Origin of the sequence: Wolbachia endosymbiont of Listronotus oregonensis, assembly GCF_031205055.1 — a bacterium.
Taxonomy (GTDB): Bacteria; Pseudomonadota; Alphaproteobacteria; order Rickettsiales; family Anaplasmataceae; genus Wolbachia.
The window spans coordinates 414,472-439,493 of record NZ_CP102118.1 but is presented as its reverse complement, the minus strand read 5'-3'; the positions used below and the strand labels follow the sequence as shown (position 1 = coordinate 439,493).

Sequence of the window (25,022 nt, the reverse complement as noted above, 5' to 3'; positions counted from 1 at the left end):
TGGAATGACAGGAATAGTTGATATATTTTATTCACTGCTATTTGTTATTTGTATCTTCTTGCTCCACTGCTTCACCTTCTTGTTGCTCAGACTTCTGATTTTGCAACTTTACTTGCCTTAATTCATGCGCATCTGTTTCGGATTTCACGACGTATATAGTAATTGGTACTACTACTTCACTATGTAATTCTACGTTTACTTGGTATTCACCCAAGTTTTTGATGCTTATTCCACCAAAAGATAAACTACGATGATCTATCGCATGTCCTTCTTGTAGTAAAACTTTCGCAATTTCACGTGTTGTTACAGAACCAAAAATTTTACCATCCTCTGAAGCTTGCTTTATCAATACCACAAACTTATCATGTAGTGACAATGCAAGCTCTTTTGCTACATTTAATCTTTTTATATTCTCTTCTTCCAGTAATAAACGTTGCTCCTCTAGCTTTGTTAAATTTTCCTTGGTAGCTTTCACCGCTTTTCTTTGTGGAAAAAGAAAATTACGTGCATAACCTGGTTTAACTTTGACAACTTCACCAAGCTTACCTAAAGTCCTTATATTTTCCTTTAAAATTATCAACATAAATTACCTAAACTTTTTTAGTACAGTAAGGAACAAGAGCCAAAAAACGTGCCCTTATGATCGCTAAGCGTAACTTCCTTTGTTTTTTTGCACATACGCCTGTTAACCTTCTAGGTAATATCCTACCATAGTCAGAGGTAAACTTGGATAATAAATCTGTATTCTTATAATCTATGTCTTCATCTTTAGACGTAGCAAGAGGGCAAACTTTAGAACGCCTAAAGCCAGTCCTATTATTTACAGATACGTAAGAATTATTAAAACTATTTCGTCTTTTCATCATTATGCGTTTTGCTCCTCAATTTGTTTATTCATCATATAAGATTTACCTTCAAAAAATTTATCAACCTGCACAGACAAGTGGCGAATAACGTTCTCATTAAGTTTCATTCTACGCACAAATTCATCCAGAATGTTTGCAGTAGAACTTATGCACATTATACAATAATGACCGCTCTTCATCTTATTTATTGGATATGCAAAATCCAAAAGACCCCAATGTTCATACTTGATTAATCCCGATGCTTCAATGTTTTCCAAAAGCATCTCCAATGCTTTGCTCGATTGAGTTGGACCGTTTATTCTAAAATCTTTCAAAATATCTTGAAAAATCTTTATTAGATGTTCTGAAATATTTCTCTTCAAAGCATTTACTGCATTATGGATAAACGCACTTTTAGTAATTTGCTCACTGCCTCCTAGAAATTTTATAAAATCTTGCGTTATTCCTAAATCTTTTAGGTCATCTTTCAACTCTTTATCGATTTTTGACTTCACTTCTTTCAAATTTGAAAGATCTTCTTCCAATTCAACCCATAAAATTTTTGTAAGATCTTCCAAGAAATCAGAGTAAGCAACTAGACCTTCTTTAATGTCTTCAGCACGCGTTTCTAACTCTTGTTTTGTAAGCGTACTATTTTGCCTTTCCATAAGACTCTTGATCTTCTGGAAAATAACATCTGCTTTAATATTTTTCAATGAAACAGCTAGCTCTTGGACCATCTCCTCTACTTCTTGCTGTAATAATCCTTGTTGTGCTATAAAAGTAAATTCATAAAGATTCACTATATCTTCCTTTAATACCGATTAAATATTTCATTATATAAAGCTTTTTTATATAAGCAAGTTATTTGTATTAATTTCTACGCCTTTAATCCAGCTTAAGTTAGATATTTCATAAATAACTTGAGGAGCAATTGAGTATGCACCTGGTAATAAGATGCTCACTTTATGTTTTTCGAGAAGAAGTTTTAGCATTATTTTGGTTCTGCCTTTATCTTTCAATATTGCATTTAATTCCATAGCGGCTTTTTGCGAATCCGTGCACTCAGTGGTGAGAACTAATTCCTTTATTGTAGAAGCGATTCTTTTTGTAAACTCAGATATATCCTTGCCTGCTAATCTTGTCGTATTTTCCGAAGCTTCAAGATCAATTATCACAAATGTTCCTGGTGAAAATAAATCTCTTTTTTCTTCTATTATTTCATTATTATAAAATGCTATTTCAGAAACGTTATGGGGATCAGAAAGTGTGAGTATAACAAACCTTCCACGCTCTGAAGTTCTCATACGTGCATTTAATATTACCCCAGCAGTTTTTGCTGTTCTATTTTCTCCGATAAACCCAATATTTAACTTTTCCAGAAGAATTCTAAATTTTTCAAGTGGATGATTAGTTAAATAAAATCCTAGTGAAAATAACTCATGCTCTAATTTTTCCTCTTCATCAAAATCTTCCACATTCTCAAATTTCGGTTTGAGGACATCAAGACTACCAAACAAAGCAGCTTGACTTGATTCCCTATCCTGTTTGTTTTTATTTGCAAAGTAAATCAGCATGTCCATTGACTCATATAGCTGCTTTCTGTTCTTATGCACGCTATCGAATGCCCCGGATTTAATTAGGCTTTCTAGCGCTCTCTTATTTATTATATGACCTGAATTTTGAATGAATTCCCATATGTCCTTATAAGCGCTTGAACGTGTGTTCACTATTCCTTCTGCTATAGAAAAACCAACATTCCTCAAGGCAGCAATACCATAACGTATGCACTCACCCTCTATTGAGAATTCAGCTTGAGACTTGTTTATATCAGGTGGAAGAACGGTAACGCCACTAAACTTTGCTGCATGATAAAATAAATTCAGTTTATCTCTATCATCAATATTTAGATTCATTAGTGCTGTAAAAAATTCTAATGGATAATTAGCTTTAAGGTAAGCCGTTTGATAAGATATAACCGCATATGCAGCTGCGTGAGATTTATTAAATCCATAACCAGCAAATTTTGCAACAAGGTCAAAGATATAACTTGCCCTGTCATAATCAACGCCATTCTTCGTTGCCCCTTGGATGAAAAGTTCACGTTGTTTATCCATCTCTTCCTTAATTTTCTTACCCATGGCACGTCTCAGCAGATCTGCTTCCGCTAAGCTATACCCGGAAAGAATACGGGCTATTTCCATCACCTGCTCCTGGTAGATTATTACCCCAAATGTTTCTTTTAACACTCCTTCAAGTAACGGATGAATATAATCTGGCTTTTCAAGTCCATGCTTTCTTGCAACATAAGTTGGAATGTTATCCATAGGTCCTGGACGATAAAGGGAAATTAAAGCGATAATATCTTCAATGCAATCTGGCTTTAATTTGATTAAAGCTTCTCTCATTCCCGAACTTTCAAGCTGGAACACTCCAATTGAATCACCGCTAGAGAGCATCTCATAGGTTTTTTGATCATTCAAAGGAACTGAAGAAATATCGATCTTTTTTTCATCACGATTAATTAAACGACATACATGATCTATTAGTGTTAGCGTACCAAGTCCAAGAAAATCAAATTTTATTAACCCAGCTTTCTCCACATATTTCATGCTGTATTGAGTGATTGGCAGAGCCGAATTTGGATCGTAGTACACAGGAACAAAATTTTCCAACTTTTGATCACATATTACAATTCCAGCAGCATGAGTTGAAACGTGACGATATATTCCTTCAAGCTTTAGTGATATATCAAGAAGCTTTGCAATTACCTCATCACTATCCCGTTCTTTCTGCAGGTTTTGATCAAGCTCTATCGCTTGCGATAAAGTTACAGGATTTACTGGATTAAATGGAACCATTTTAGATATTTTATCCACTTGAGAGTAAGGCATTTGCAATACTCTACCAACATCACGCAATACTGCCCTTGCTTGCAATTTTCCAAAAGTGATTATTTGAGCAACATAACCGTACTTTTTCTGAACATAATCAATAACCAGGTCCCTTTTCTCTTGGCAGAAATCGATATCAAAGTCAGGCATTGATACACGATCGGGATTTAAAAACCTTTCAAATATTAGGCCAAACTTTATTGGATCAAGGTCTGTAATCTGTAAGCTCCAAGCAACAATTGATCCAGCACCAGAGCCTCTTCCTGGACCAACTGGAATGCCATTTGCTTTGCTCCAACGAATGAAATCAGAAACTATCAAAAAGTAGCCAGCGTAGTTCATCGAAGTTATTACGCTTAGTTCATAATCTAACCTGTCGTAGTATTGCTTGAAATCGATATCATGTTGTGTGTCATCATCTGGTTTGGTGTCATTCCAGCGCGTGACGCTGGAATCTCTCTGGATCCCAGTATCAAGTACTGGGATGACAGTGGAGGGTGTTCTGGTGACAGAAGAGGATTTTGCAATACGCAGCTTCAATCCTGCAACTGCCTGCTCCCTCAGTTCTTCATTCTCAGTTTTATTTTCTCGACAAGGAAATTTAGGCAAGATAGGCTGCCTGCTTCTTGGCATGTAAGAGCACCGCTTAGCTATCACTAAAGTGTTATGAATTGCTTCGGGAATGTCGCTAAACAGCTCCTCCATTTCTGCCACAGATTTGAAGTAATGCTCGGTAGTTAACTTCTTTCTGTTATTCTCCAGGGCATAACTCCCCTCCGATATGCACGTTAATATGTCATAAGCCTCATAATCAGACCTATTTGGAAAAAACACATCGTTCGTTGCAACCAGTGGTACATTGCGCTGATAAGCAAAATCTATTAAAGCTTCTTCAAGCTCTAGCTCTTTATTCAGCCCATGACGCTGCAATTCAACATATAAATGACCATCGAATGCTGAAAGCAGTTTTTCAACCGTTTCTTTATCTTGCCCCAACAATAGTTGAGCCAAACATCCACCGGTTAAAGCGATCAGACCCATACTTAAATTCAATAGCTCATCAAAATCAACGTAAGGAATATCGCTGTTATTCTTGCGCTTTTTAAAAGACTCACTCACCAAAGTGACTAAATTAGTGTACCCTTGCTCATTTTTTGCAAGCAATAATATAGGTAAATTTTGTTCTGAATGTTTAACTATAATATTGCATCCTATTATTAGCTGTATTCCCCTACTTGCTGCATATTCTGAAAATTCGAGCGAGCCAAACAAGTTGCCTGAATCAGTAATTGCAACCGCTGGCATTTTATTTCGCAAACAAAGGCCTATCAGCTCCTCAATTTTAACCGAGCTTTCAAGCAGCGAATAAACACTATGAACACGTAAGTGTATGAACATAAAAAACTTTAGATCAACAAAAAAGGATAACATTAATTTACCCATGAGAACATAATTTCATGAAAACAAAAGCCTATAAAATTCTAAAATTAAAATACAAAAACTTCCTTGACAAACTCCGCCAGCCCCCTTATTATGATAATAAGGGTATTTATGACTCAAAACTTGTTTTTGATCTGCGCAGGTTCAACAACAAAAATTCAGTAAAAAACTCAGGGTATTTATTGGCGGATTAGATAAAATTATAGCGGCTGCATGTCTTTTTTATTTTTTCTACATTCAGCCAAATCGCGCTTAAACTAAGCGTCAGCACATTATTACAGCGCCACTTACAGTAATATAGAGTCAAAACTCGCTACTCGGGGCTTCTTTTGCCTTTTTTTTCGTTTGGTAAATTTCTTAAATATTTATGGCTAAAGTAATTTAGGCCTACCGACAACCGTCATCCCGCTACGTATTAGCGGCTAAGAGATACCGCGAATGAATCGCGGTATGACGGTTCGCGGTGGCATCTCGTCATCCCGCTACGTGTTAGCGCTTACTATTACCCACAAATAAAGACATGGTATTGTATTTACTCAAATAATTTAATTTTATTAACCTGAAAGCTTATTGGATTAAAATTATTAAATTAAGAGTTATAATTTTAGCAACTAAAAGCTGTAAATTGCACCATATAAACAGTTATTTCAAGCAAAAGTTATGCCATTAAGAGCTATGCAACAAACATTTATATTTGTGGGTAATAGTAAGGTGTTAGCGGGATCTAGAGATACCGCGGCGGTATAATGGTTAAGTAATTCGTCATCCCGCTGCTTGTTAGCGGGATCTATGCTAAGGAGATACCGCGGCGGTATGACGGTTCGCGGTGGCATGACAATAACTTCGTCATCCCGCTGCTTGTTAGCGGGATCTATGCTAAGAGATACCGCGGCGGTATGACGGTTAAGTAGGGTGTCATTCCAGTCTGGAATCTAGTTCTTATTGTACATTTACTTGGTGTAGAGTTAAGTTTCCTGGATCCAAGTAGTCTGGGCACTGGGATGACGAGAAAGGAGCACTGCCATTATAGAGTAAAATGAGATCCCAGTGTCAGCTACTCGGATGACAGAAGAGGGGCTACTCGGATGACAAAAAAGGGGCTACTCGGATGACAAAAAAGGAGCACTAGAATGACAGGAGATACCGTCTTGTTAGTCAACAAAAAAATTATAAAAATTTCCCAAGTTGCATCATAAAATCAAAAAATACTTCCAATTGTGTAACAGTACACAGATTATAGTTAGTGGATATGTTGATAAGTAAACTTCATCTGTTTTGTGCGTATAAAACTAATTTACTTATCAACATATCCACTAACCAACAACATTCAATAAATTTGTGTAAGATACCACTTTACATAAGATAGATAGGAAGCATTTTTGATTTTAAAGTACTAAACCTTCAGTCAACCTCCTAGCCCTGTAGTTTTTGATATGGTTAGGATCAAAAGCACTTTTGGATGTCAGAATACCGAAAATGATATGGAGTAGCTTACGCATTGCAGCACCAACGATGGCCATATTATGCTTACCCTTTTCCTTTAATCTTTGGCAAAAGCTCATAATGATAGGATTGTGATTCTTAGCTACTATGGCAGGAAAGAAAAGTGCCTTACGTAATGTTTGTGAACCGGATTTACTTAATCTGGGTTTGGCATATACAGAGGAACCTGACGTCATATTTCGTGGTATAACTCCTGTATATGCTGCCAATTGCCTGGCATCTCTAAAAACCTCTATATCAGAAACTTCAGCTAAAATAGCTATTGCTGATTCTTCTCCTATGCCTGGAATAGTCAATAGAAGTTGAAAATTTTCCAACAATTCTTTGTGTTGATTTAATAGTTCACGTACGGAGTTTTTTATTGTTTCTATTTTTTGAGCTATATTCATTGCAAGGTCTTCCCAAGCATTTGCAACTTCTTTAGGCAGTCTCTCTTTTTTTCTAAGTGGTTATTTACTAATGTTAACTCATCTTTTAACGCAACTGAGCAACGATAAAGATGTTTTAATTTTTTCATTTCAGGAGAAGGTGGTGTCCAACTAGAAGGTTCCTGTCTTTGGCAATAATCAGCAATAACTTCTGCATCGGTCTGATCATTCTTTTGTCGTATCAGCTTACTCCTTGCATAAGATTTTATGCAATAAGGATTTACAACACTTACAAAATGTCCAGCATTGTGTAGAAATTCAGCCAGTGCTTCGCTATAACAACCAGTAGATTCCATGCAGGTTTTTACTTTTTCTACATTATGTTTGTGTAGAAAATTCAGTAGACTTTGAAACCATCGTTCTTAAAGCTTCTTTTCTAGTTTCACGCTTTCCTTTTTTGCTTATAAATGAGAGAAAAACATCAAAGCGATCTTTTGATATATCTATGCCCAAAAAGTTGTTGATCATATATAACCCCATACGTTACCATTAAAAATGAAAAGTAAGGCTAACCTTGTGAATACAGAATTAGAACCATTTAGGTCTTTCTACGATACCGTCCAGCCTCTACTTTTGAGGAGGGATTCTTGACTTTACCACAGATTTTATATCTAAGATTATTGACAAAATTTTCCCTTCTCCATCTAATGTTTAAGCTTAAAACACTAGATGCTTTTTTCAAGATACAAGAAGGGGCTACTCGGATGATACTATTATAGAGTGAACCAGTGTCAGCTACTCGGATGACAAAAGGAGCTACTCGGATGACATCATAGGGGCGCTGGAATGACACCATCACAGAGTGAACCAGCGTCATACACACATCCCTTTGGTGACAATGTTTGTTGATGCAAGATTATACCTTGAAAAAATTAAGTTTTAGTGCTATTAAATAGTTGTAAATTTTGTCCCTGTGGTAGCTTTATGAATGTTGAAAGTAAGAAAATACATGATACTAAAATAAAATTACCAATATTTCTTGATTATCAATCTACTACTAAAGTGGATCCCCGTGTTTTGGAGGTAATGATACCTTATTTTGGTGAGTTCAGTAATGCACACTCTCGCAGCCATTCATTTGGTTGGACTGCTGAAGAAGCAGTGGAAAAAGCAAGGAAACACATCGCTGATCTGGTGAACGCAGATAGCAAAGAAATTATCTTTACCTCAGGTGCAACTGAGTCAAATAATACAGCAATCAAGGGCATTGCTCACTTTTACAAAAATAAAGGAAATCATATAATAACTGTCTGCACGGAGCATAAGTGTGTTCTGGATTCTTGTCGGCATCTGGAAAATGAAGGCTTTAAAGTTACATATTTGCCTGTTAAGCAAAACGGAATTATAGATTTATCAAAGCTTGAGGAAGCAATTACTGATAAAACAATCCTGGTTTCAGTGATGATGGTAAATAATGAAATCGGAGTAATTCAGCCTGTAAAGGAGATTGGTAAAATATGCAGAAAGCATAATATATTTTTCCATACAGATGCAGCTCAAAGCTTTGGAAAAGTTCCAATTGATGTTAATGAGATGTGCATTGATCTTATGAGTCTCTCTAGCCACAAAATTTATGGACCTATGGGAATAGGCGCATTATATGTCCGTAGAAAGAATCCTCGTGTTAGGCTGATACCATTGATTAGTGGTGGTGGACAAGAAAGAGGTATGCGTTCTGGAACAGTTCCAACACCTCTTGCAGTTGGTTTTGGTGAAGCGGCACGTATCGCTAAAGAAGAAATGGAAACAGAAGCAAGCAAATTGGAAGGACTGAGAGATATTTTGTACAATAAGATAAAAGAAGCATTTCCTGATATCGTTTTAAATGGTGATTATGAAAATAGAATTCCTGGCAACCTAAACTTGAGCTTTCCCTATGTTGAGGGTGAGTCTCTCATCATGGCAATCAAGGATTTAGCAGTAAGTTCTGGTTCTGCGTGCACGTCTGCGTCTCTTGAGCCTTCCTATGTCATACGGTCGCTAAATAATGGCCACGACCTTGAGCATTCATCAATTAGATTTGGCCTAGGCCGATTTACAACTAAAGAAGAAGTTTTGTACGCAGCAGATCTTGTTGCTAAAAATATTGGCCGACTGAGAGAAATGAGCCCACTTTGGGAGATGGTACAAGAAGGAGTAGATTTGAACACCGTGAAATGGGACTTTCATTAAGTATATCCATTCAGCCAGTCCAACTGCAAATGCACTTTGAAATTACTCTGTAACCATTCACACTTAATTCTGCAATTCTTTGATCTCACTCATAGCTGTATGAACATTCGTTTTTGAAGGTAAATTGCACAGCAAATGGTGTCATCCCAGTGCCCAGACACTGGGATCCAGAAATTTTGCTTATAACTGAGCTGATGAGCTAAAGGTAGTTGTCTTACGCTAAAACAAACGTTTTTAATTAAGTTGCATAGAAGCTGGATCCCAGTGTCTGGGCACTGGGATGACACCCATAAGTGTTGAAAGTGCAATCACACAAGGTGATTAATGGTATGTAAATCTCCTCTTGATATCAACCTTCGTTGTTGGGAAAGCAGATAAACCACGTCGAAAATTCGCTTAAACCTTCTAACCACAGGCAAAAAGGCGCTTTTTTAATTTATTTTATTACCATTGAAATTTATGCCGTTAACCACCTTATATAATGCCACTTATAGCACTTTCAACACTTATGGATGACACCCCACTGGTGGCCCAAACTACAACGTTCGTACAGTTGTTAGCGCCGCGGCAGTATGACGGTTAAGTACGTGTTAGCGGGATCTAGAGATACCGCGAATGAATCGCGGTATGACGGTTAAGTACGTGTTAGCGGCTAAGAGATACCGTGGCGGCATGACGTAGAGCTCGCATTAGCTATAAGATTAGCTAACATTCTGCACATCCATAAAAAACAAACCTTCTTTTTCGTCTTGAACGCTAATAATAGCGTGAGTGTTAAGAGGTAAAGGGTCATTTGTATGTCCATGGCCTACCCCTTTCATTGTAAATACAGGAAAGTTAACACTTTTTGCAAGCCTTTCTTTTACAACTTCAACAAGATTATCATTATAACAGTTAACGAAATCCCCAAAGATTACTGCATGCACTCCATCAAAAATGTGAGCTTGTTTTAGGTGATCTAAACTGCGCTCTATTGCGTATGGGTAAACTCTTATGTCCTCTAAAAATAGAATTTTACCTTTCGCATTTATTTGCCAAGCGGTTCCTATACTATTTTCAACTAAAGTCATATTACCACCGATGACTTTAGACTCTAATCTGCCATCTTTTAGTCTAATGCCATTGTTTATCATCTTTAGGTTATCAAATCTGATAGAATCCCGCTTGTTAAGAATTAACTCTTTCAATTTTTCAACAGAGCTTTCAGAAACGGAGCTATTTACTATCATTTCCAACATGGTGCCGTGAAGAGTTTGCCAATCATATTTAGCTTGTAGATAGATGTGCAAGGCAGTTATATCGCTATAGCCTATGAGGATTTTTTTGTTTTGAGCAATCCTTTCTTTTTTATCATTGGGTAACTTTTCTAGATAGGGAATTAACCGAGAAGCCCCTTCTCCTCCTCTGATACACCAAATTATTTTACTATCATTAGTTAGTGCACTAACCAAATCATTTGCTCTGAATTCATCAGAGTTGGAATAAAATGGATTGTCATTACTATATATTTTTTCCGAAATATGGGGATTAAAATCCGAAGCTTCTACATATTCTTTTATAGTAGTCAGATCTGATTCTTTTCCCTTGGAAGAAGGAGCAATAATATCAACTCGGTCGATTGCATGAATACCTGTGTTAGCACATAAAGTGAAAATAAAATATAAAAGGTAAATGATCATTAAAATATCTTATAAAACTCTTTTTTTAGTATATCATCCAATTCAGAGAGTGGAACTTTCACTCCTAGTTCTTCCATTGATGTGACGCCATAACCTTGCAGTCCACAAGGAATAATACCCTTATAGTGAGAGAGATCTGGAAAGACGTTAAGCGCTATGCCATGATAAGTTACCCATTTTCTTAAGCGAATACCAAAAGCTGCAATTTTTTTTTCTACTCCATTGTTATTCACCCAAACACCTATTCTATCCTCTTTAAATTCTCCAAGTATATTAAATTGCTTTAAAACATTTATTATCCACTTACTTAGGTCTCTAATATATAGCTTTATGTCACATTTATTTCTTTTTTTAAGGTTTAACATTAAATATATGATGCGCTGTCCTGGACCATGATATGTGTGTTTACCACCCCTTCCTGTTTTATATATAGGAAATAGTTTTTCAACAATATCATCATCTGTTGCACTGATTCCTGCAGTATAAAGTGGAGGGTGCTGGAGTAGCCATACCAATTCGTCTGCTGAATTATTGTAAATTTGTTGAATTTTTTCTTCCATAGATTTTACGGCACAGTTATAATCAATAAGCTGATTAGATATTAGCCATTCTGTCATGTTCAATTTCTTTTCTTTTTAGTATAGCAATGCATTCTTTTCCTGTCATCCAAGTGCCCTCTTCTTGTCATTCCAGTGTGTGACACTGAGCGCAGCCTTTCTTATTCCTAATATACTTAATACTAACTTCTGTGCTATTTCTCCTTAACAAACATAGTACATGACAAATGTTTAATTGTTTGTCAACACAGGTCCTCTTTACGTATAGGCAACTTTTTTTATTGAAAAATTCAGAAAAATGTTGTATAATTATTAGTAGATTTTAGGTAAAATATATGGCAAACTCAAAATTTAGCATAACTTTCAACAACGAAATTTCAGAGTGTCTTGCTGGACTAGCTAAAATAAGAAATAAGTCCATTAAAGAACTAACAGAGAAGCTAATACAAGAAGCAATTGAAAATGAGGAAGATAAAATACTAATTGAGCGTGCTGCTAAACGTAATGTTTCAGGTGTAAAGAAAATTAGAAGTGAGGATGTAGACTGGAATACAATATTATCTTCATAGAAAGCGTTCTTGAGAAAGACCTTCCAGCTCTTCCAAAAACAATAAGATTAAGGATCATAAATGCGATAAATAAGCGCCTTACAATTGATCCCATTAACCTTGGTGAGCCATTATATTACAGATTTAAAGGACAAAGAAGATTAAGGGTAGGTGATTATCGCGTTATCTATTCCGTAAATATTATAAAATATGAAGTGGTTATCACAGAGATAGGACACAGAAAAGATATTTATAAGTAAGTACATCATATAAACATTAAATATATTTTTACTCCTTCCTGATTCATTTTCTACCTTAGGTGGCTTCGCTCAGCTCAAAAAAAAGCTCATTCTTTTTGCTACCCCTTATTGTGCCTGCCATTTAACTACTGTGTAGAGATTGCTCTCAAACATAATGTTCGTACGTTAGTATATCCTTCCTGTGACACCAATTGATATAATTCTACCACAAATTCAATTTTTTAGGAGGCACATATGAATTTCAACATTTTTCAAAGAAAGAAAAGCAGTGAATATTCTGCTTTGCAGCTAATGATGGAACCAAGTTGGAGTAAGCGTGATTATGTAAGTTTTGCTGAGGAAGGTTACATAAAAAATGTTATTGCCTTTCGAGCAATTAATATGATTGCAAGTGCTGCATCTTCGGTACCTTTTACTCTCTGCCAGCTTACTGAACAGGGAAAATCGCAACTAAAAGCCCATCCATTACTGAAATTACTTTATTCTCCTAATCCAATGACATCAAAATCGGAATTTATTGAGGGGATTGTAACTTATCGGTTAGTTAACGGCAATTCTTATATATTGATGGTTGAGTCGCAGAACAATAGAAAACCACCAACAGAGCTTTATCTTCTGCGCCCTGATAGGGTTGAAATTGTTCCAGGGAGAAATAACGTTCCTTATATCTATCGTTATACCATAAATAACAACGGTTATGACTTTAAAGTTGATAAACTAACCGGACGTTCAGCAGTGTTGCACCTAAAGACCTTTAACCCTTTGAATGATTGGTATGGATTATCACCAATTGAGGCAGCTGCATACAGTATAGATCAGCATAATCAGGCGGGTGCTTGGAATCAAGCGATGTTGCAAAATGGGGCAAGACCAAGTGGTGCAATAGTTGTGAAATCAGCGAAGGACGGGAGTGGTGGAAGTTTAAGTCAAGAGCAGTACCAACGCTTAAAAGAGCAAATAAATGATCATTATTCAGGTTCTGTCAATGCTGGAAGACCGATATTGCTTGAAGGAGGCTTGGAGTGGAAGGAAATGAGCTTATCACCAAGGGATATGGATTTTATTGAGTCCAAACACAGTTCAGCTCGTGATATTGCCCTGGCTTTTGGCGTCCCACCGCAGTTGCTTGGCATACCAGGTGATAACACTTATAGCAATTTAGTCGAAGCACGCTTATCCCTCTGGGAACAGACGGTTTTACCAACGCTAGAAAATATTATCTGTCACCTGAATTCTTGGCTAACACCAAAATTTGGCGAGGATCTGTGCTTGTCGTACGACAAAGATGCAATAGAAATTCTCATGGAAAAGAGGCAAAAGTTGTGGAAATACGTAGAAAACGCAAGCTTTATGACACTCAATGAAAAAAGGGAAGCATTTGGCTTGCCACCACTGCCAGGTGGTGATGAGTTAGGTTAAGTTTGATCCGTTCAGTTGTGCGGCTAAAAGACAACTTAAAAGAGTTTAAGTTTTTGCTTTGTACTTTGTAAAATATTAAAAAAATCAGCCAAATTACACCATATTTAGTCTATTTTATCCTATAGTTTTGGGTTTACCGAGGGTTCGTCATTCTGCTACATGTTAGCGCCGCGGCGGTGTGACGTAGGGTTGCACTAGCTATAGCAACTTTGTCTGCGCAACCATTTTCTACCGCACCATTGAACAGATATGCTTGAAGATATCCGTTCAGATGAGTTTATTGTCTCCTAAACCGTACACGCCTAACAAGCTACCGCTAGAGCTTGTGAAAAATTCTCTATTTTTATTCCCTTTAATTTACTGGATAAGTTGTCTACAAACAAATCTGATTTAGTGCAGATCTGCTCTATTTTTTTAGGAGATAAAGAGGAATCTAATTGATTCGCTATACCAGACACTCCATTTAAAACTACTCCAGCACCATATGGTACATATGACACAGTATATATAGCACCTGACGTAAAATCTAGTAAGTTCTGAGAAGAAGTGGTAATTTTATACCCTACTGTGTTTTTATCTTCTCCTTTGCATTTTTTAAGCACTTTTGATGCACCATGAGGAATATAAGATATACCAGCTATACCATATGAAGCCCCATTTAAGGCGTACGATACAACTACCGTTGTTGCTGATAGCGCTTTAGCTCCATATTTTGCAGTATAAAGCAATGGCTTAAGGGCATAAGAAATAGTTTTACCTTGTGATTCAGATTCAAGCAACGAATTTAGTTCTTCTTGTGTTGCTGCACATTCAAAAAATTCTTTCTCATCAATTTCTGCAAGATCAATCTCTTCAAAACCCTCATCAATATCTACAGGAGTCACTGTTTCTTTTATAGGGCTAACTTCTACATCACTTCCAATAACACTTGAATTATTAGAATTTTTGCCAAAAAGATTCGAAAACATACTAAACATTTTTTTTTACCTACAACTTAACGCTCATATCAATATATTAACCTAATATTAACCAGGTGTCAAGCACATATGACTCTTATAAACAGATGTTAGTAAATTAACTATTCCTCTTGCCAACCAGAGCGATGAAGATTTGGTCTACATCAAAACTCATCTTAGGACGCCAAATAGGGCCATCCAAATGCATATCGATATAGATTGGATTACTATAGTTTGGTGGTATGAAAAAGAACCTGAATATAGAAGCTAAAGCGAAGTTAGATAAGGTTAAATTAGAAGAGATCGACCCTGATGCTTGATCAATCCCGAATTGTAAACTAGTTGAACATATACCACTCTTAATACTTGCTTTTCCGCTAATATTTTCAAAAAATGTACTGCCATTATATATATCAACATAAGCAAATGTGGAAATTTCAGACTTATTCTTACTGCTTAACAAATTAGCGATAAATGAATTGAAATCTACATTAGTAACTTCTATTCCCTGCGCTTGTAAGTTTACATCTCCTGATAAGCTATTAGCCCAATCATGAAAACTTTTTCCTTGAGTTTTGATTGCACCACTTAAGCTTATCTGACCATTTACATTGTCAATTCCTATAACCTTACCAATCTTTTTAGTGTCCAAATTTACAATAGAAAATCTTGTATTCATTGAGTCTGATCTTAAATAACCCTGAAAAAACACTTGCCCGTGTTCTAATACGTAACTTGCCTGCCTGATAGTGATAACGTTGTTTCTCATTACCGCATCCAAATTAAAATCTTTCAAAACATTCTGCTCGGTTTTAAATTCTGCAGTATTGATTTGCACATTTGCATCAAAGCCTTCTTTGTCATCCAAAAAATCAAGCTGCTTTGTTGACCATTGAATTTGATCTATCTCATTTCTTGAATTTCTTTTTACCTCTACTAAATTTGGTAATTTAAAGATATTTCCATTAAATTTATTGCCCGTAAGGTTCACATCTAATAAAGGTTTGGCGTATTTTTGATCTACTAATATTTTTGCATTACCGGTAATATCGAAATCTTCTCCAGATAGTTTTATTTTATCTGCAACTAGCTTACCTTTTTCCATTTTCAGCAAAAAATCCAAATTTTTAATTTTCGTATCATTCAATGTAAGGTTATTAACACTGGCCTTTATATTTGCATCATACTGAAAATTTTTCAGCCGTTGCATTTTAGATAAACTGCTAAATAATGAATGATCATATTTATCTGCATCAAGATTATGCATGCTAAATTTACCATCAACCACACTGCGTTTTTTTGTGTGGCTTACTCTAATTGACCCTTGCAAGGATTCCTTATTATTTAGCAGTCTAATGTCTGAGATAGATAATATTCTTGGTGCAAGGTGCAGTTTAGAACTTAGTGTAAATTGATTTTTCTGGTTTTCTTTCATCTTTATAGAAGGAAAAAAACATGAAATGAATGACTCAAAATCATTTCCTTCTACTAACAAATCACCGTTGAATTCAGATAGGACATTATTGTTTGAGATCTCTCCTGATAAGTAAGATATATTATTGATTCCAGGAAATTTAAGAAGCGTATTAACTTTTACTTTGCCATCAGTGGATTTTAGTACAGCACGGAAATTGTCCAATATTTTGTTTTGATATTGAATGTTAGAAGCTTCCATATTAAAATTTAAGCTCAAGTTCTTTGGCACAACTGCTCTAAAACATTCCAGAAGGTCTTTTATATTCGTTGTTTTTTGTGAATTGTCTTGTATGGAATCTAAGTCAACTTTACTGAAGCTAATATTGAAATTAGTGTGATCGCTTTTTCTATCATTTTGTATTGTACCGCTGGCTTGCATGCTTTTGGAATCAATTTTTAAGTCAGTTGCCGTAAACTCACTTTCATTAAGACTTATATTGGATGATATCTTGATATTTTCGCTAGGAATAACACAAGAGAGAAAGCTAAGATTAATGATTTTTGCTAAATCACCCACAGAACCGGAACTGTTATTAATTGTTAATGTTAAATTACCCTGGAGTTCTTCTTGATTTCTATTACCTGTAAATAGCAAATTTACAAAATTTGATTCAACACTAATGTGTACATTCTTTTTTGTAATATCAACCTTTCCTGAAAAATCGTAATTATTATCACCTACCTTTACTTTACCGGAGAATTGCCTATTTTTTTTTACAGCAACTTCCTTTATATTAACAATGCTGCTATAATTAGCGAAATCATTCTTAAAACTTACTTGGCTGTCTTTTATTACTATATCGACTGTGTTACCACTGGCTTTTGTATTTATAATATTAATTAAATTTTCTTTATTGCTTTTCATGCCAAACAATGTGATTGACTTTGGTTGCAACGAGAATAAAAGCAACGATAGGAACGATGGCCTTATTTCAATTTTTCTTACACTAATTAAATCTGATAGCTTTTGCTCTTTATTTTCGTTGTATTGTATATATACATTATGAATAGTGAGCTTTGGAGTAATGAGTGAAACTTCAACTTTCCCTCCAATATGCACTTTAGCATCATACGTTCTCTCCAACTCTTTTATGATATATTTCCTGTAGCCACTCCAATCCTTAAAAGTTGCAGCAACGTGCATGAGAATTAATAGCAGCGAGATTGATAATATGGCGTATATTGAGAGCTTCATAATATGCCTCTTAATTGCAATGGAGTTACTCTATTTCCTACCTTTGTCATCTCAATGTCTATCTTTGTCATCCCAGCACCCACTCCTGTCATCCCAGTGCTTGACACTGGGATCCATCTTATTTTCATCATGGGCATTATTTCAGCGTATACTCCTAGAATCTGTTGTCTATTGCATAATTTGCAAATATTTTTATATCTGGATCCCAGTGTCAAGCACTGGGATGACACCGTTTGCTGTTCCTTTAGCAAAAGATCTAGTTTATACATATTTCAAATTATTCAAATTTCCTCTAAACATTAAATAGAGAATACCAAAATAAACAATAACACTCAAAGCTATTAAAGTCGTTAAATAAACAATACGAGCCAATATTTTATCAAAAAATAATCCTGCCAACAAAGAATTAAAAATATAAAGGGCTATTGACATGACTACCGTTGCTACAAAAATTTTCATGATATTTAACAATAACGCTTGGCTAACCTTATATATTTTATTTATTGTTAAATAACTAATTAATAGAATGGAGTTTATCCAAGTGGAAACGGAAGTAGCGATAGCAATCCCCGTGTGCTGATACTCGTTCATTAACAAAAGGTTTAGCACTACATTAATTCCAAGGCACATTAGTGAGAACATAGTTGGTATTTTTAGATTGCCTTTAGCAAAAAACGTGGGTAGCAATACTTTATTTATAATAAATGCAGGTAAAGAAAGAGAAAATGCTATTAACGTGGGAGCAGTTTGCTGCACTGCATAATGATCAAACCGGCCGTAAGAAAAAAGCGTAAGTAAAATTATGTCGGGAATAATAATAAAGGCAGCAGTTGTTGGCATAATTAACATTAATCCTATGTTGAGAGCCTTGTTCTGTATTTTGACTATATTTTCAGTATTATTTACCTGTTTTGAAATTAAAGGAAGAAGCACTGTACCGATTGCAGTACCGATTATTCCCTGCGGTAGTTGATTTAGTCTATCGGCATAATATATATAGGACACCGCATTTGGTATAAAACTCGCCATGATTGTGTCAATCCATACACTTATTTGAGTTACACAATTGTTGATAATTGCAGGTATCACACGCTTAAAAAACAACCTTACTTCATTGCTTAATTCAAGGCTAAAAGAAAAAGCTGCCTTTAACTTGTATGCACTAAATAGTATCAAAAGTAGCTGGAAAATTCCTCCTATAAGGACAGCTATAGAAAGGTTGTGCGCTGGAGTTTTTATGTAAGGCACAAACAAACTGATGATTAAACAGAGATTCAAAACGATTGGTGCAATAGCTGTTGAAGCAAAATGCTGCTTTACTTGCAGCATTCCACCAATAAGTGATACAATTGAAACAAAGATTATGTAGGGCATCATAATTCTTGATAAAGTAACAGTAAGGGTAAACTTACTTTGGTCAAATCCAGGAGCAAAAATTTGAATCATATAAGGGGAGAAAGTTTGCATGATAAGGCAAAAAATTACTAAGATAATAAACGTAATGGATATTACACTACTTGCAAAATTAAATGCCTTTTTATCATCGTGTGATTCTATTGAATATAACGGTATAAAGGACGTGGTAAATGCTCCCTCTGCAAAAAATGCGCGAAATAGATTGGCAAAACGAAACGAAGAAAAAAATATGTCTGCAAGAGAGTTTGCACCAATAACCGTAGCAATCAATACATCTCTTATTAACCCTGAGATCCTTGAAATAGCCGTAAAAAAACTAAATGTGAAAATACTTTTAAACATACCACTACTTCATTAGTATCAATACAATTAACTATAATAGTAAAAGTATCAATGAAAATATTTATTGGCTAAACTTAAAACCCTCTACAAAAGGAGAGTTAAATAATCAATTGACTATTTGCGCTCGTATGTTAGATATTTTATATCTTGGCGGGCGTAGCTCAGTTGGTAGAGCGTCAGTTTGTGGTACTGAATGTCGCCAGTTCGATCCTGGTCGCTCGCCCCACTAAAATTTTCTGCTTTACAGAAATATGAACAAATGGTAATATATCAATTAATTAGGGAGGTTGTATGGATAAAGGAGATTTAATACTTTTAGGTGTAGCATCAGTAATAGGTGCACTTACAGGTTTGGGATTGAGTTTCACAGCTTTGTCACCTTTGGTTATAGGTGGAATTATTGCTGACGTTCCTGTAATATTATTGACTGCATGTGATATATGCGAAGGAGAATGCTCCAAGAAAGATCTTTTCAATATGGCCGTTTTATGCGTTGCAAGCGCTGCAATTGGAGTTGGCCTTGCTGCAGCCGCAACTGCTATTTTTCCTGGTGCAATGCTTGGAATGGGCTCTGCAGCTTTAACAGGTGCGGCAATAGGAGCCATAGCGCCAATTGCAGGGATATTTGCAATCATAGCTACATCATTTGCTGCTAAAAAAGTGAATGAATATATTATTTCTCCTATAGTTGAGTGTTTTTCTTCAAAAGGGAAGGGGTGCTAATCACTTTAAACCAATTAAGTAAGGTTTCTGCTTTCTGTTATTCTAGTGTGTAGCATATAGCTGTACGAACATTTGTTTGCAAAGGCAGTGTGTTAAGTGTTATAGCCGGTTTTGCCTCAAACACAAAGGCAGTGCCTGGACTCTTGCTTCAATGTTAAACAAAATACCATAGAATTCAAAATGCAAAAAGAAATGTTCAACATTGTATCAGAATGGTGCTATATTGGGCCTTAACTTGACGCGTATGCTTTTTTGAACATTCCCTAACCTCAATTTATATTGAAATACCTTTATTGGTATCTTTTTCTTGTTGTGACTCAGCAATACGTTTAGTCCAATCCAGTGGCCTTTTATTTCTGTTACCTAATGCAATTCTATTGCGATCATAACTATCAGTGTGTTCCGTTAAAGTATCTTTTCTTTCTTCTTCTATTACTCCAATTTTCAGTTGTGCTTCATCTTTCTCTAGTAATTTATATAGATTACTATTTTTATCTACAATTGAATTAGTGTCATTGTTTTCTTGTTCTGCCACTGTTTTTATGTCTGTTGAACTGTCTTTTAACAATCCTGCTGCTAATAAATGTTCTTTGGTTTGTTCACTAATTCCTTTTTGATCCACCGGTTTTAGTGGGAACTTCTGAGTTTCTTTATCCAACTTACTGATAAATTCCGTAAGTAGAGTGTCATCTCTTTGTTCAACATTCATTAGGCTCGCTTTTAACTGTCCAGGATTTACTTGAGATTGTCCATGATTGGCATGAGTTGGAGATGAATAGCCCGAATCGTTTGTTTTTGCATCTGTTGAACTGTCTTTTAGCAACCCATCTTCTTTATCTTGTGACAGTTTATCAGTAGGATCAACTTGCCTTAATCCTCTATTATCTTGCTGTGATCTATCTCTGATTTCTTTAAGAAGATTTTCAGGTGGAGTTTGGTCACTTTGTTCAATGTTCTCTAAGCTCCTCTTTGGCTGCTCAGGATCTACTTGAGGTTGAGCATGAATTTGAGGTGAATAGCCCGAATCGTTTGTTTTTACATCTGTTGAACTGTCTTTTAGCAACCCATCTTCTTTATCTTGTGACAGTTTATCAGTAGGATCAACTTGCCTTAATCCTCTATTATCTTGCTGTGATCTATCTCTGATTTCTTTAAGAAGATTTTCAGGTGGAGTTTGGTCACTTTGTTCAATGTTCTCTAAGCTCCTCTTTGGCTGCTCAGGATCTACTTGAGGTTGAGCATGAATTTGAGGTGAATAGCCCGAATCGTTTGTTTTTACATCTGTTGAACTGTCTTTTAGCAACCCATCTTCTTTATCTTGTGACAGTTTATCAGTAGGATCAACTTGCCTTAATCCTCTATTATCTTGCTGTGATCTATCTCTGATTTCTTTAAGAAGATTTTCAGGTGGAGTTTGGTCACTTTGTTCAATGTTCTCTAAGCTCCTCTTTGGCTGCTCAGGATCTACTTGAGGTTGAGCATGAATTTGAGGTGAATAGCCCGAGTCACTTTTGCTATTGGGTTTTGGAACAGAAAGTGGCTGTTTACTTTCTTCCCACTCAGCATCACTGGCACCACGGTTATCACTGTCATGTTCATGTATATTTGAATAAGGCAAGTAAGGAACTTTGTCCTTTAATGTTTCTAATATAGAAGACGTTGATTCATTTTTCCTGCCTCCTTCCATTGATGCTCCGCTACCATCAACAACACCAGTGCGCCGTAAGCTGTTTCTCTTGAAATTTCTGATGTCTTGTAATAGATCGCCTTTGCTATTTCCTTCTTGTTGCTGGGTTTTAGGTTGTTGCTGATTATTAGGTGTTTGCTCACTTCTATCTGGTTTTTGGCTTCCAGGTACAGCATGTCCAAATGTAGGATTGTCATACCGTTCATCTTTTTGCCTATTATCTTGATTGTGGCTTACAGACTTGGTGAAAGTAGAACTGTCCGAAGGATCAGAAGTTGCACCTTTTTGCTGATTATTAGGTGTTTGCTCACTTCTATCTGGTTTTTGGCTTCCACTCCCTTGCTCATTGAAAACATCTTTTTCAGGTGTAGTTCTAAGTGGTGGCAGCGAAGGGGTCTGAGACCCAATTTCTCGATTCATATGAGTAGCTTGGTGTTTTTGAACAGGTTTTTTGACCTCTTGCTCAATATCTCTACTGTTACTTTTTATTGCGATTTCAGATGATTTGTTAAGGGCTTGATTGTCTTTTCCGTCATGTTGCACCTCATTCACTTTTCCTTTTTCCCTGAATTTTATTTCATGCAAGAATAAACCACCTATTTTTACATCTTGATTCGCTTCTAACCGTTCTAGAGAAAAATCATCACCTTTAACAAGGTCTACACCGTTAGCATCAATCTTAATTTTGATCTTGCATTCTTCCCCTTTCGCATACCATTTCAGAGTCATCTCATATGAACCATCGGTTACGACATAATGTCTTATTTTTTTCCCTCCTTCCTCGGCAACAAAACCATGCATTCCGCTCTTTCCATCACTATGCAACGTTGAAAATCCCGAGATTCCATTCTTCTGACAAAAATCACTGTTTAAAAATTCGCTGATTTTGAACTCTTTCTTGTTATCCTCCAGTGTAATACTGGCATGATTACCGTATATTGAAACTTTTTTATCTTCAACATCATCATTAATGTTATTAGCACTAGTAATATATTTATTCAACTCTTCTTTAGCTTTATCTTCAAGCTCTTTTCTAGCTGTCTTGTTGCATTCCTGAAGAATAACTCCACATGCTTTATTTTTGTTTTCATCTTCGTCCCAATTCCAGTCGGCGTGTTCTGTTAAAAACTTTACTGTGTTAAAATCAACTCTAACATTATAAATTAGGTCGTCTTCCTTTTTTATTTCATCAAATAAAGGAAAAAATTCTTGAACGCGCTCATTATAAATGTGTTTTTGTTGTATATTGTTAGTATTCATATACCCCTCACTAATAACCCTCTGCCTTTAGTTCTAGCTAATATTAGCTAATATAATTATCACGAGCATTGGTTGAATTTTTATTAAGGAAGGTTGTGTTGTTACTCAGATGGCAACTTTTAGTTGGCGCCTAATTTTAAATATCTGTTGCTCACAGTAAACACTTCTGGATCTTGAGAAGTTAGCTTGAGTATAGCGAGTATGTTGATAAATAACAAAGCAGCAATCGAGATATCAGCGACATCCCATAGCAATCGGACTTTACCTATTGCACCAAGCGGAATGATCATGGTAAAAATTACAATCCAGATTTTAGTGTATTTATTATCCATAGACACATAGCGTATTGTCTGTTTTGAGCAAAAAAACCAAGTAAAAATAGTAGTAAAGGCAAAACAAAACATTATGGCCATAATTAAATAGTCAATATAGGGCCAATTCATAGCTTTTCTAAAAGCAAATATGCACATGTTAGTACTCTCTAAATCAGTGACCCAAGAATCTGTGACAAGCAGTACCATTGTTGTAATAAACACTATAAATGCAACTATAAAAGGCGATATTATTGTAATTAGACTCTGCTCAATAATAAATTTATTATTATTTTTCTTAGGAACAATTGAAGAATGTACGATTCCTTCGAGGCCAAGCCCTATATCTGTTGCAAAAATACCTCGCAAAGTTCCGACTTGAATAATAGTCAACATTTCTAAAATCAAACCTAGAGATAAACCAGAGTTAAAGCTACTAGCTGTCAAAAAATTGCTTGTTATTAATTTTAGAGAAGGAGGGATATTTTCACTAAACTTAAATAATATGATACCGCAAAGTGTGAGGTAACTTACCGTCATTATCGGTATCATAGCCGATATAAAAATTTTAATTTTTTTTAAGCTGAGAACTGCAACAACAAAAAATATTATGGCCATTACAATGCCACCAATGACTACAGGCACATCTATCATGTTAAGTGGTATTGATAGAGAATTTACCTGAACAAGGTTACCAGCTGTTATTGAAACCATCATCATAACAACCAGAAACACAATTGTAGCTTTTCTAGAATTAAATGCATCAGCCATATAGGCTACAGGGCCACCTATAAACCGTCCGTTCTTTTCCTTTCTGGTTTTTATACTTAGATAACAAGTGACATATTTTATCACAGAAGTGATAACAATAATTATTGCCATCCATAAAATAGAGCCCGGTCCTCCGGTTTTTAGAGCAACAGCAGTTCCTGAAATGTTTCCTACTCCTAAATTTCCCCCTAAGATTGTAAACAGGGCGGCTATAGAAGAAAATTTATTTTCCCCTCTTTTAACTCCAATGAGTGAAAGGGCGTACGGCAATCTAAATATCTGTAGCCATTTTAGTTTAACCGATAGGTAAACACCAGCAACTAGCATGAGTAATATTGTTGGCAGTAATAAAACAAACTTTACTGTATCCATCTGTAAAAGTGAGATTTTTATTTAAGTATACAACAAAAATTGAGAATACCTAACCTATTTTCTATGTATGACTTCGTTTCCGTCATTCTAGAAACCTTTTCTTGTCATCCCAGTGCGTGACACTGGGATCTAAATTTTTTATGCGAAACCATTATGTTTATATACTTGTAGGCCCAAGTTCCTCACATAGTGAACAAAAAAGTAAATGAGATTCCAGTGTCACGCACTGGAATGACACCTACCCCATGAGAACCCTATTTTTCATACCACTCATTTATAAGTTTATTGATATCAGAATCTATAAAATCCTTTAGTGGTTGCCTGGTTTTTATCTCAACATTTTTAGGGATGCACCTATCTTTACATATCGCATAATTTATATGGAAGTTAAGGTCAATATACCCTTGATTTGAAAACACATTCATCTTAAAGGGAAATAATACCATATCCTTATATACGTTACTGATAAATATCTCTCTTCCTACTTTATCTCTATGTTCCTTTGGAGTAGGCCAGTAAATATCTATGTTTAATGTGTTACCCTTACAATCAAAAGAAGTGGGAAGACCGAAATCTCCAGGATCTTTATAATATATGTGCCAGCCTGGTTCTACTGTAACCTTTATTGCACCTTTAAGAGTGAGGTTTGCTTCATTTATCTCGCCAATAAGTAAATCAAATTTTGCAATTTCCTCGTCAGCATATAGTTGGGTGCAAGAAAAAAATAAAAACAATATTAAATATATATGTATTTTCATTAAGGCAAAT

General features: G+C 35.6%; 21 protein-coding genes, 1 tRNA gene and 1 pseudogene. 7 read left to right on the top strand and 16 right to left on the bottom strand.

All coding sequences use genetic code 11. The annotated features are described in order from the left end of the window. Positions 1-37 precede the first annotated feature (37 nt). Genes rplI through dnaE form a run of 4 tightly spaced genes read right to left on the bottom strand, consistent with a single transcriptional unit; the run spans position 38 to position 5,137 of the window. Positions 38-583, bottom strand: coding sequence for a 50S ribosomal protein L9 (rplI, locus tag NMD99_RS02235; protein WP_264735518.1), 546 nt, complete (start codon positions 581-583; stop codon positions 38-40). Between the two features lie 7 nt (positions 584-590). Beyond that, a complete protein-coding gene (gene rpsR, locus NMD99_RS02230; RefSeq protein WP_064125330.1) occupies positions 591-866 on the bottom strand; it encodes a 30S ribosomal protein S18 in 276 nt (91 codons plus the stop codon). Further along, on the bottom strand, positions 866-1,648 hold the full coding sequence (gene rpsF / locus NMD99_RS02225; protein WP_265016769.1) for a 30S ribosomal protein S6: 783 nt from the start codon (positions 1,646-1,648) through the stop codon (positions 866-868). Before rpsF ends, rpsR begins: the two co-directional genes overlap by 1 nt. A 48-nt stretch (positions 1,649-1,696) precedes the next feature. Beyond that, the gene (gene dnaE, locus NMD99_RS02220) at positions 1,697-5,137 is read right to left on the bottom strand and encodes a DNA polymerase III subunit alpha (protein ID WP_265016792.1); all 3,441 of its coding nucleotides are present in this window, start codon (positions 5,135-5,137) and stop codon (positions 1,697-1,699) included. Between the two features lie 816 nt (positions 5,138-5,953). Between dnaE and NMD99_RS02215 the strand changes: the two genes are divergently transcribed. Beyond that, positions 5,954-6,079 (top strand): hypothetical protein, encoded by a 126-nt coding sequence (locus tag NMD99_RS02215; RefSeq protein ID WP_309166606.1) that lies wholly within the window; start codon positions 5,954-5,956, stop codon positions 6,077-6,079. 485 nt (positions 6,080-6,564) lie between these two features. Here the strand turns inward: NMD99_RS02215 and NMD99_RS02210 are convergent. Further along, positions 6,565-7,578 (bottom strand): annotated as a pseudogene (locus NMD99_RS02210) (IS110 family RNA-guided transposase). 70 nt (positions 7,579-7,648) lie between these two features. After that, positions 7,649-7,927, bottom strand: coding sequence for a hypothetical protein (locus tag NMD99_RS02205; RefSeq protein ID WP_309166604.1), 279 nt, complete (start codon positions 7,925-7,927; stop codon positions 7,649-7,651). A gap of 107 nt (positions 7,928-8,034) precedes the next feature. On the opposite strand from NMD99_RS02205, the gene NMD99_RS02200 reads away from it, so the two are divergent. Beyond that, positions 8,035-9,282: an IscS subfamily cysteine desulfurase gene (locus tag NMD99_RS02200; RefSeq protein WP_253309635.1), complete on the top strand. Its 1,248-nt coding sequence runs from the start codon at positions 8,035-8,037 to the stop codon at positions 9,280-9,282. 89 nt (positions 9,283-9,371) lie between these two features. On the opposite strand, the gene NMD99_RS02195 is transcribed toward NMD99_RS02200, so the two are convergent. The 3 genes from NMD99_RS02195 to lipB all read right to left on the bottom strand — a co-directional run bounded on the left by NMD99_RS02195 (position 9,372) and on the right by lipB (position 11,578). Further along, complete coding sequence (locus tag NMD99_RS02195) at positions 9,372-9,590, bottom strand: hypothetical protein (RefSeq protein WP_309166603.1); 219 nt, start codon at positions 9,588-9,590, stop codon at positions 9,372-9,374. A gap of 393 nt (positions 9,591-9,983) precedes the next feature. Next, complete coding sequence (locus tag NMD99_RS02190) at positions 9,984-10,961, bottom strand: LD-carboxypeptidase (protein WP_253309636.1); 978 nt, start codon at positions 10,959-10,961, stop codon at positions 9,984-9,986. Next, the gene (lipB, locus tag NMD99_RS02185) at positions 10,961-11,578 is read right to left on the bottom strand and encodes a lipoyl(octanoyl) transferase LipB (RefSeq protein WP_253309637.1); all 618 of its coding nucleotides are present in this window, start codon (positions 11,576-11,578) and stop codon (positions 10,961-10,963) included. The genes NMD99_RS02190 and lipB overlap by 1 nt, the downstream gene beginning before the upstream one ends. 275 nt (positions 11,579-11,853) lie before the next feature. Here lipB and NMD99_RS02180 point away from each other — a divergent pair, with 275 nt between their 5' ends. The 3 genes from NMD99_RS02180 to NMD99_RS02170 all read left to right on the top strand — a co-directional run bounded on the left by NMD99_RS02180 (position 11,854) and on the right by NMD99_RS02170 (position 13,745). Next, the gene (locus NMD99_RS02180; RefSeq protein ID WP_010081986.1) at positions 11,854-12,087 is read left to right on the top strand and encodes a DUF6290 family protein; all 234 of its coding nucleotides are present in this window, start codon (positions 11,854-11,856) and stop codon (positions 12,085-12,087) included. Next, positions 12,063-12,326, top strand: coding sequence for a type II toxin-antitoxin system RelE family toxin (locus NMD99_RS02175; RefSeq protein WP_309166922.1), 264 nt, complete (start codon positions 12,063-12,065; stop codon positions 12,324-12,326). Before NMD99_RS02180 ends, NMD99_RS02175 begins: the two co-directional genes overlap by 25 nt. Positions 12,327-12,560: 234 nt before the next feature. Further along, positions 12,561-13,745: a phage portal protein gene (locus tag NMD99_RS02170; RefSeq protein ID WP_264688245.1), complete on the top strand. Its 1,185-nt coding sequence runs from the start codon at positions 12,561-12,563 to the stop codon at positions 13,743-13,745. Between the two features lie 302 nt (positions 13,746-14,047). Here NMD99_RS02170 and NMD99_RS02165 read toward each other — a convergent pair whose 3' ends face one another. The 4 genes from NMD99_RS02165 to murJ form a co-directional block, all read right to left on the bottom strand. Beyond that, positions 14,048-14,722 carry a hypothetical protein gene (locus NMD99_RS02165; protein WP_265044955.1) on the bottom strand — a complete coding sequence of 225 codons (675 nt, stop codon included), beginning with the start codon at positions 14,720-14,722 and terminating at the stop codon, positions 14,048-14,050. 97 nt (positions 14,723-14,819) lie between these two features. Beyond that, complete coding sequence (locus NMD99_RS02160; protein WP_265016771.1) at positions 14,820-17,372, bottom strand: AsmA-like C-terminal region-containing protein; 2,553 nt, start codon at positions 17,370-17,372, stop codon at positions 14,820-14,822. Further along, positions 17,369-17,641, bottom strand: coding sequence for a hypothetical protein (locus NMD99_RS02155; protein ID WP_309166594.1), 273 nt, complete (start codon positions 17,639-17,641; stop codon positions 17,369-17,371). Before NMD99_RS02155 ends, NMD99_RS02160 begins: the two co-directional genes overlap by 4 nt. Next, positions 17,634-19,130 (bottom strand): murein biosynthesis integral membrane protein MurJ, encoded by a 1,497-nt coding sequence (gene murJ / locus NMD99_RS02150; protein WP_309166592.1) that lies wholly within the window; start codon positions 19,128-19,130, stop codon positions 17,634-17,636. The genes NMD99_RS02155 and murJ overlap by 8 nt, the downstream gene beginning before the upstream one ends. Before the next feature lie 150 nt (positions 19,131-19,280). Here murJ and NMD99_RS02145 point away from each other — a divergent pair. Together NMD99_RS02145 and NMD99_RS02140 are read left to right on the top strand one after the other, a co-directional pair. Then, positions 19,281-19,356, top strand: a tRNA-His gene (locus NMD99_RS02145). A 65-nt stretch (positions 19,357-19,421) separates the two neighbouring features. Continuing rightward, positions 19,422-19,853, top strand: coding sequence for a hypothetical protein (locus NMD99_RS02140; RefSeq protein WP_253309643.1), 432 nt, complete (start codon positions 19,422-19,424; stop codon positions 19,851-19,853). A gap of 274 nt (positions 19,854-20,127) precedes the next feature. Here the strand turns inward: NMD99_RS02140 and NMD99_RS02135 are convergent, their stop codons facing one another. From NMD99_RS02135 to NMD99_RS02125, 3 genes are all read right to left on the bottom strand, one after another. Next, complete coding sequence (locus tag NMD99_RS02135; RefSeq protein WP_309166589.1) at positions 20,128-22,800, bottom strand: hypothetical protein; 2,673 nt, start codon at positions 22,798-22,800, stop codon at positions 20,128-20,130. Between the two features lie 119 nt (positions 22,801-22,919). Further along, complete coding sequence (locus NMD99_RS02130) at positions 22,920-24,254, bottom strand: alanine/glycine:cation symporter family protein (RefSeq protein WP_253309645.1); 1,335 nt, start codon at positions 24,252-24,254, stop codon at positions 22,920-22,922. A gap of 254 nt (positions 24,255-24,508) precedes the next feature. Then, positions 24,509-25,012, bottom strand: coding sequence for a protein-disulfide reductase DsbD domain-containing protein (locus tag NMD99_RS02125; RefSeq protein WP_253309646.1), 504 nt, complete (start codon positions 25,010-25,012; stop codon positions 24,509-24,511). Between the last annotated feature and the right edge of the window lie 10 nt (positions 25,013-25,022).

Bases quoted from the DNA above. Each gene is read 5' to 3' on its own strand.
- rplI (WP_264735518.1), bottom strand. From the start codon at position 583: ATGTTGATAATTTTAAAGGAAAATATAAGGACTTTAGGTAAGCTTGGT.
- rpsR (WP_064125330.1), bottom strand. From the start codon at position 866: ATGATGAAAAGACGAAATAGTTTTAATAATTCTTACGTATCTGTAAAT.
- dnaE (WP_265016792.1), bottom strand. From the start codon at position 5,137: ATGTTCATACACTTACGTGTTCATAGTGTTTATTCGCTGCTTGAAAGC.
- NMD99_RS02205 (WP_309166604.1), bottom strand. From the start codon at position 7,927: ATGACGCTGGTTCACTCTGTGATGGTGTCATTCCAGCGCCCCTATGAT.
- NMD99_RS02200 (WP_253309635.1), top strand. From the start codon at position 8,035: ATGAATGTTGAAAGTAAGAAAATACATGATACTAAAATAAAATTACCA.
- NMD99_RS02190 (WP_253309636.1), bottom strand. From the start codon at position 10,961: ATGATCATTTACCTTTTATATTTTATTTTCACTTTATGTGCTAACACA.
- lipB (WP_253309637.1), bottom strand. From the start codon at position 11,578: ATGACAGAATGGCTAATATCTAATCAGCTTATTGATTATAACTGTGCC.
- NMD99_RS02180 (WP_010081986.1), top strand. From the start codon at position 11,854: ATGGCAAACTCAAAATTTAGCATAACTTTCAACAACGAAATTTCAGAG.
- NMD99_RS02170 (WP_264688245.1), top strand. From the start codon at position 12,561: ATGAATTTCAACATTTTTCAAAGAAAGAAAAGCAGTGAATATTCTGCT.
- NMD99_RS02165 (WP_265044955.1), bottom strand. From the start codon at position 14,722: ATGTTTAGTATGTTTTCGAATCTTTTTGGCAAAAATTCTAATAATTCA.
- NMD99_RS02160 (WP_265016771.1), bottom strand. From the start codon at position 17,372: ATGAAGCTCTCAATATACGCCATATTATCAATCTCGCTGCTATTAATT.
- NMD99_RS02155 (WP_309166594.1), bottom strand. From the start codon at position 17,641: ATGTATAAACTAGATCTTTTGCTAAAGGAACAGCAAACGGTGTCATCC.
- murJ (WP_309166592.1), bottom strand. From the start codon at position 19,130: ATGTTTAAAAGTATTTTCACATTTAGTTTTTTTACGGCTATTTCAAGG.
- NMD99_RS02140 (WP_253309643.1), top strand. From the start codon at position 19,422: ATGGATAAAGGAGATTTAATACTTTTAGGTGTAGCATCAGTAATAGGT.
- NMD99_RS02135 (WP_309166589.1), bottom strand. From the start codon at position 22,800: ATGAATACTAACAATATACAACAAAAACACATTTATAATGAGCGCGTT.
- NMD99_RS02130 (WP_253309645.1), bottom strand. From the start codon at position 24,254: ATGGATACAGTAAAGTTTGTTTTATTACTGCCAACAATATTACTCATG.
- NMD99_RS02125 (WP_253309646.1), bottom strand. From the start codon at position 25,012: ATGAAAATACATATATATTTAATATTGTTTTTATTTTTTTCTTGCACC.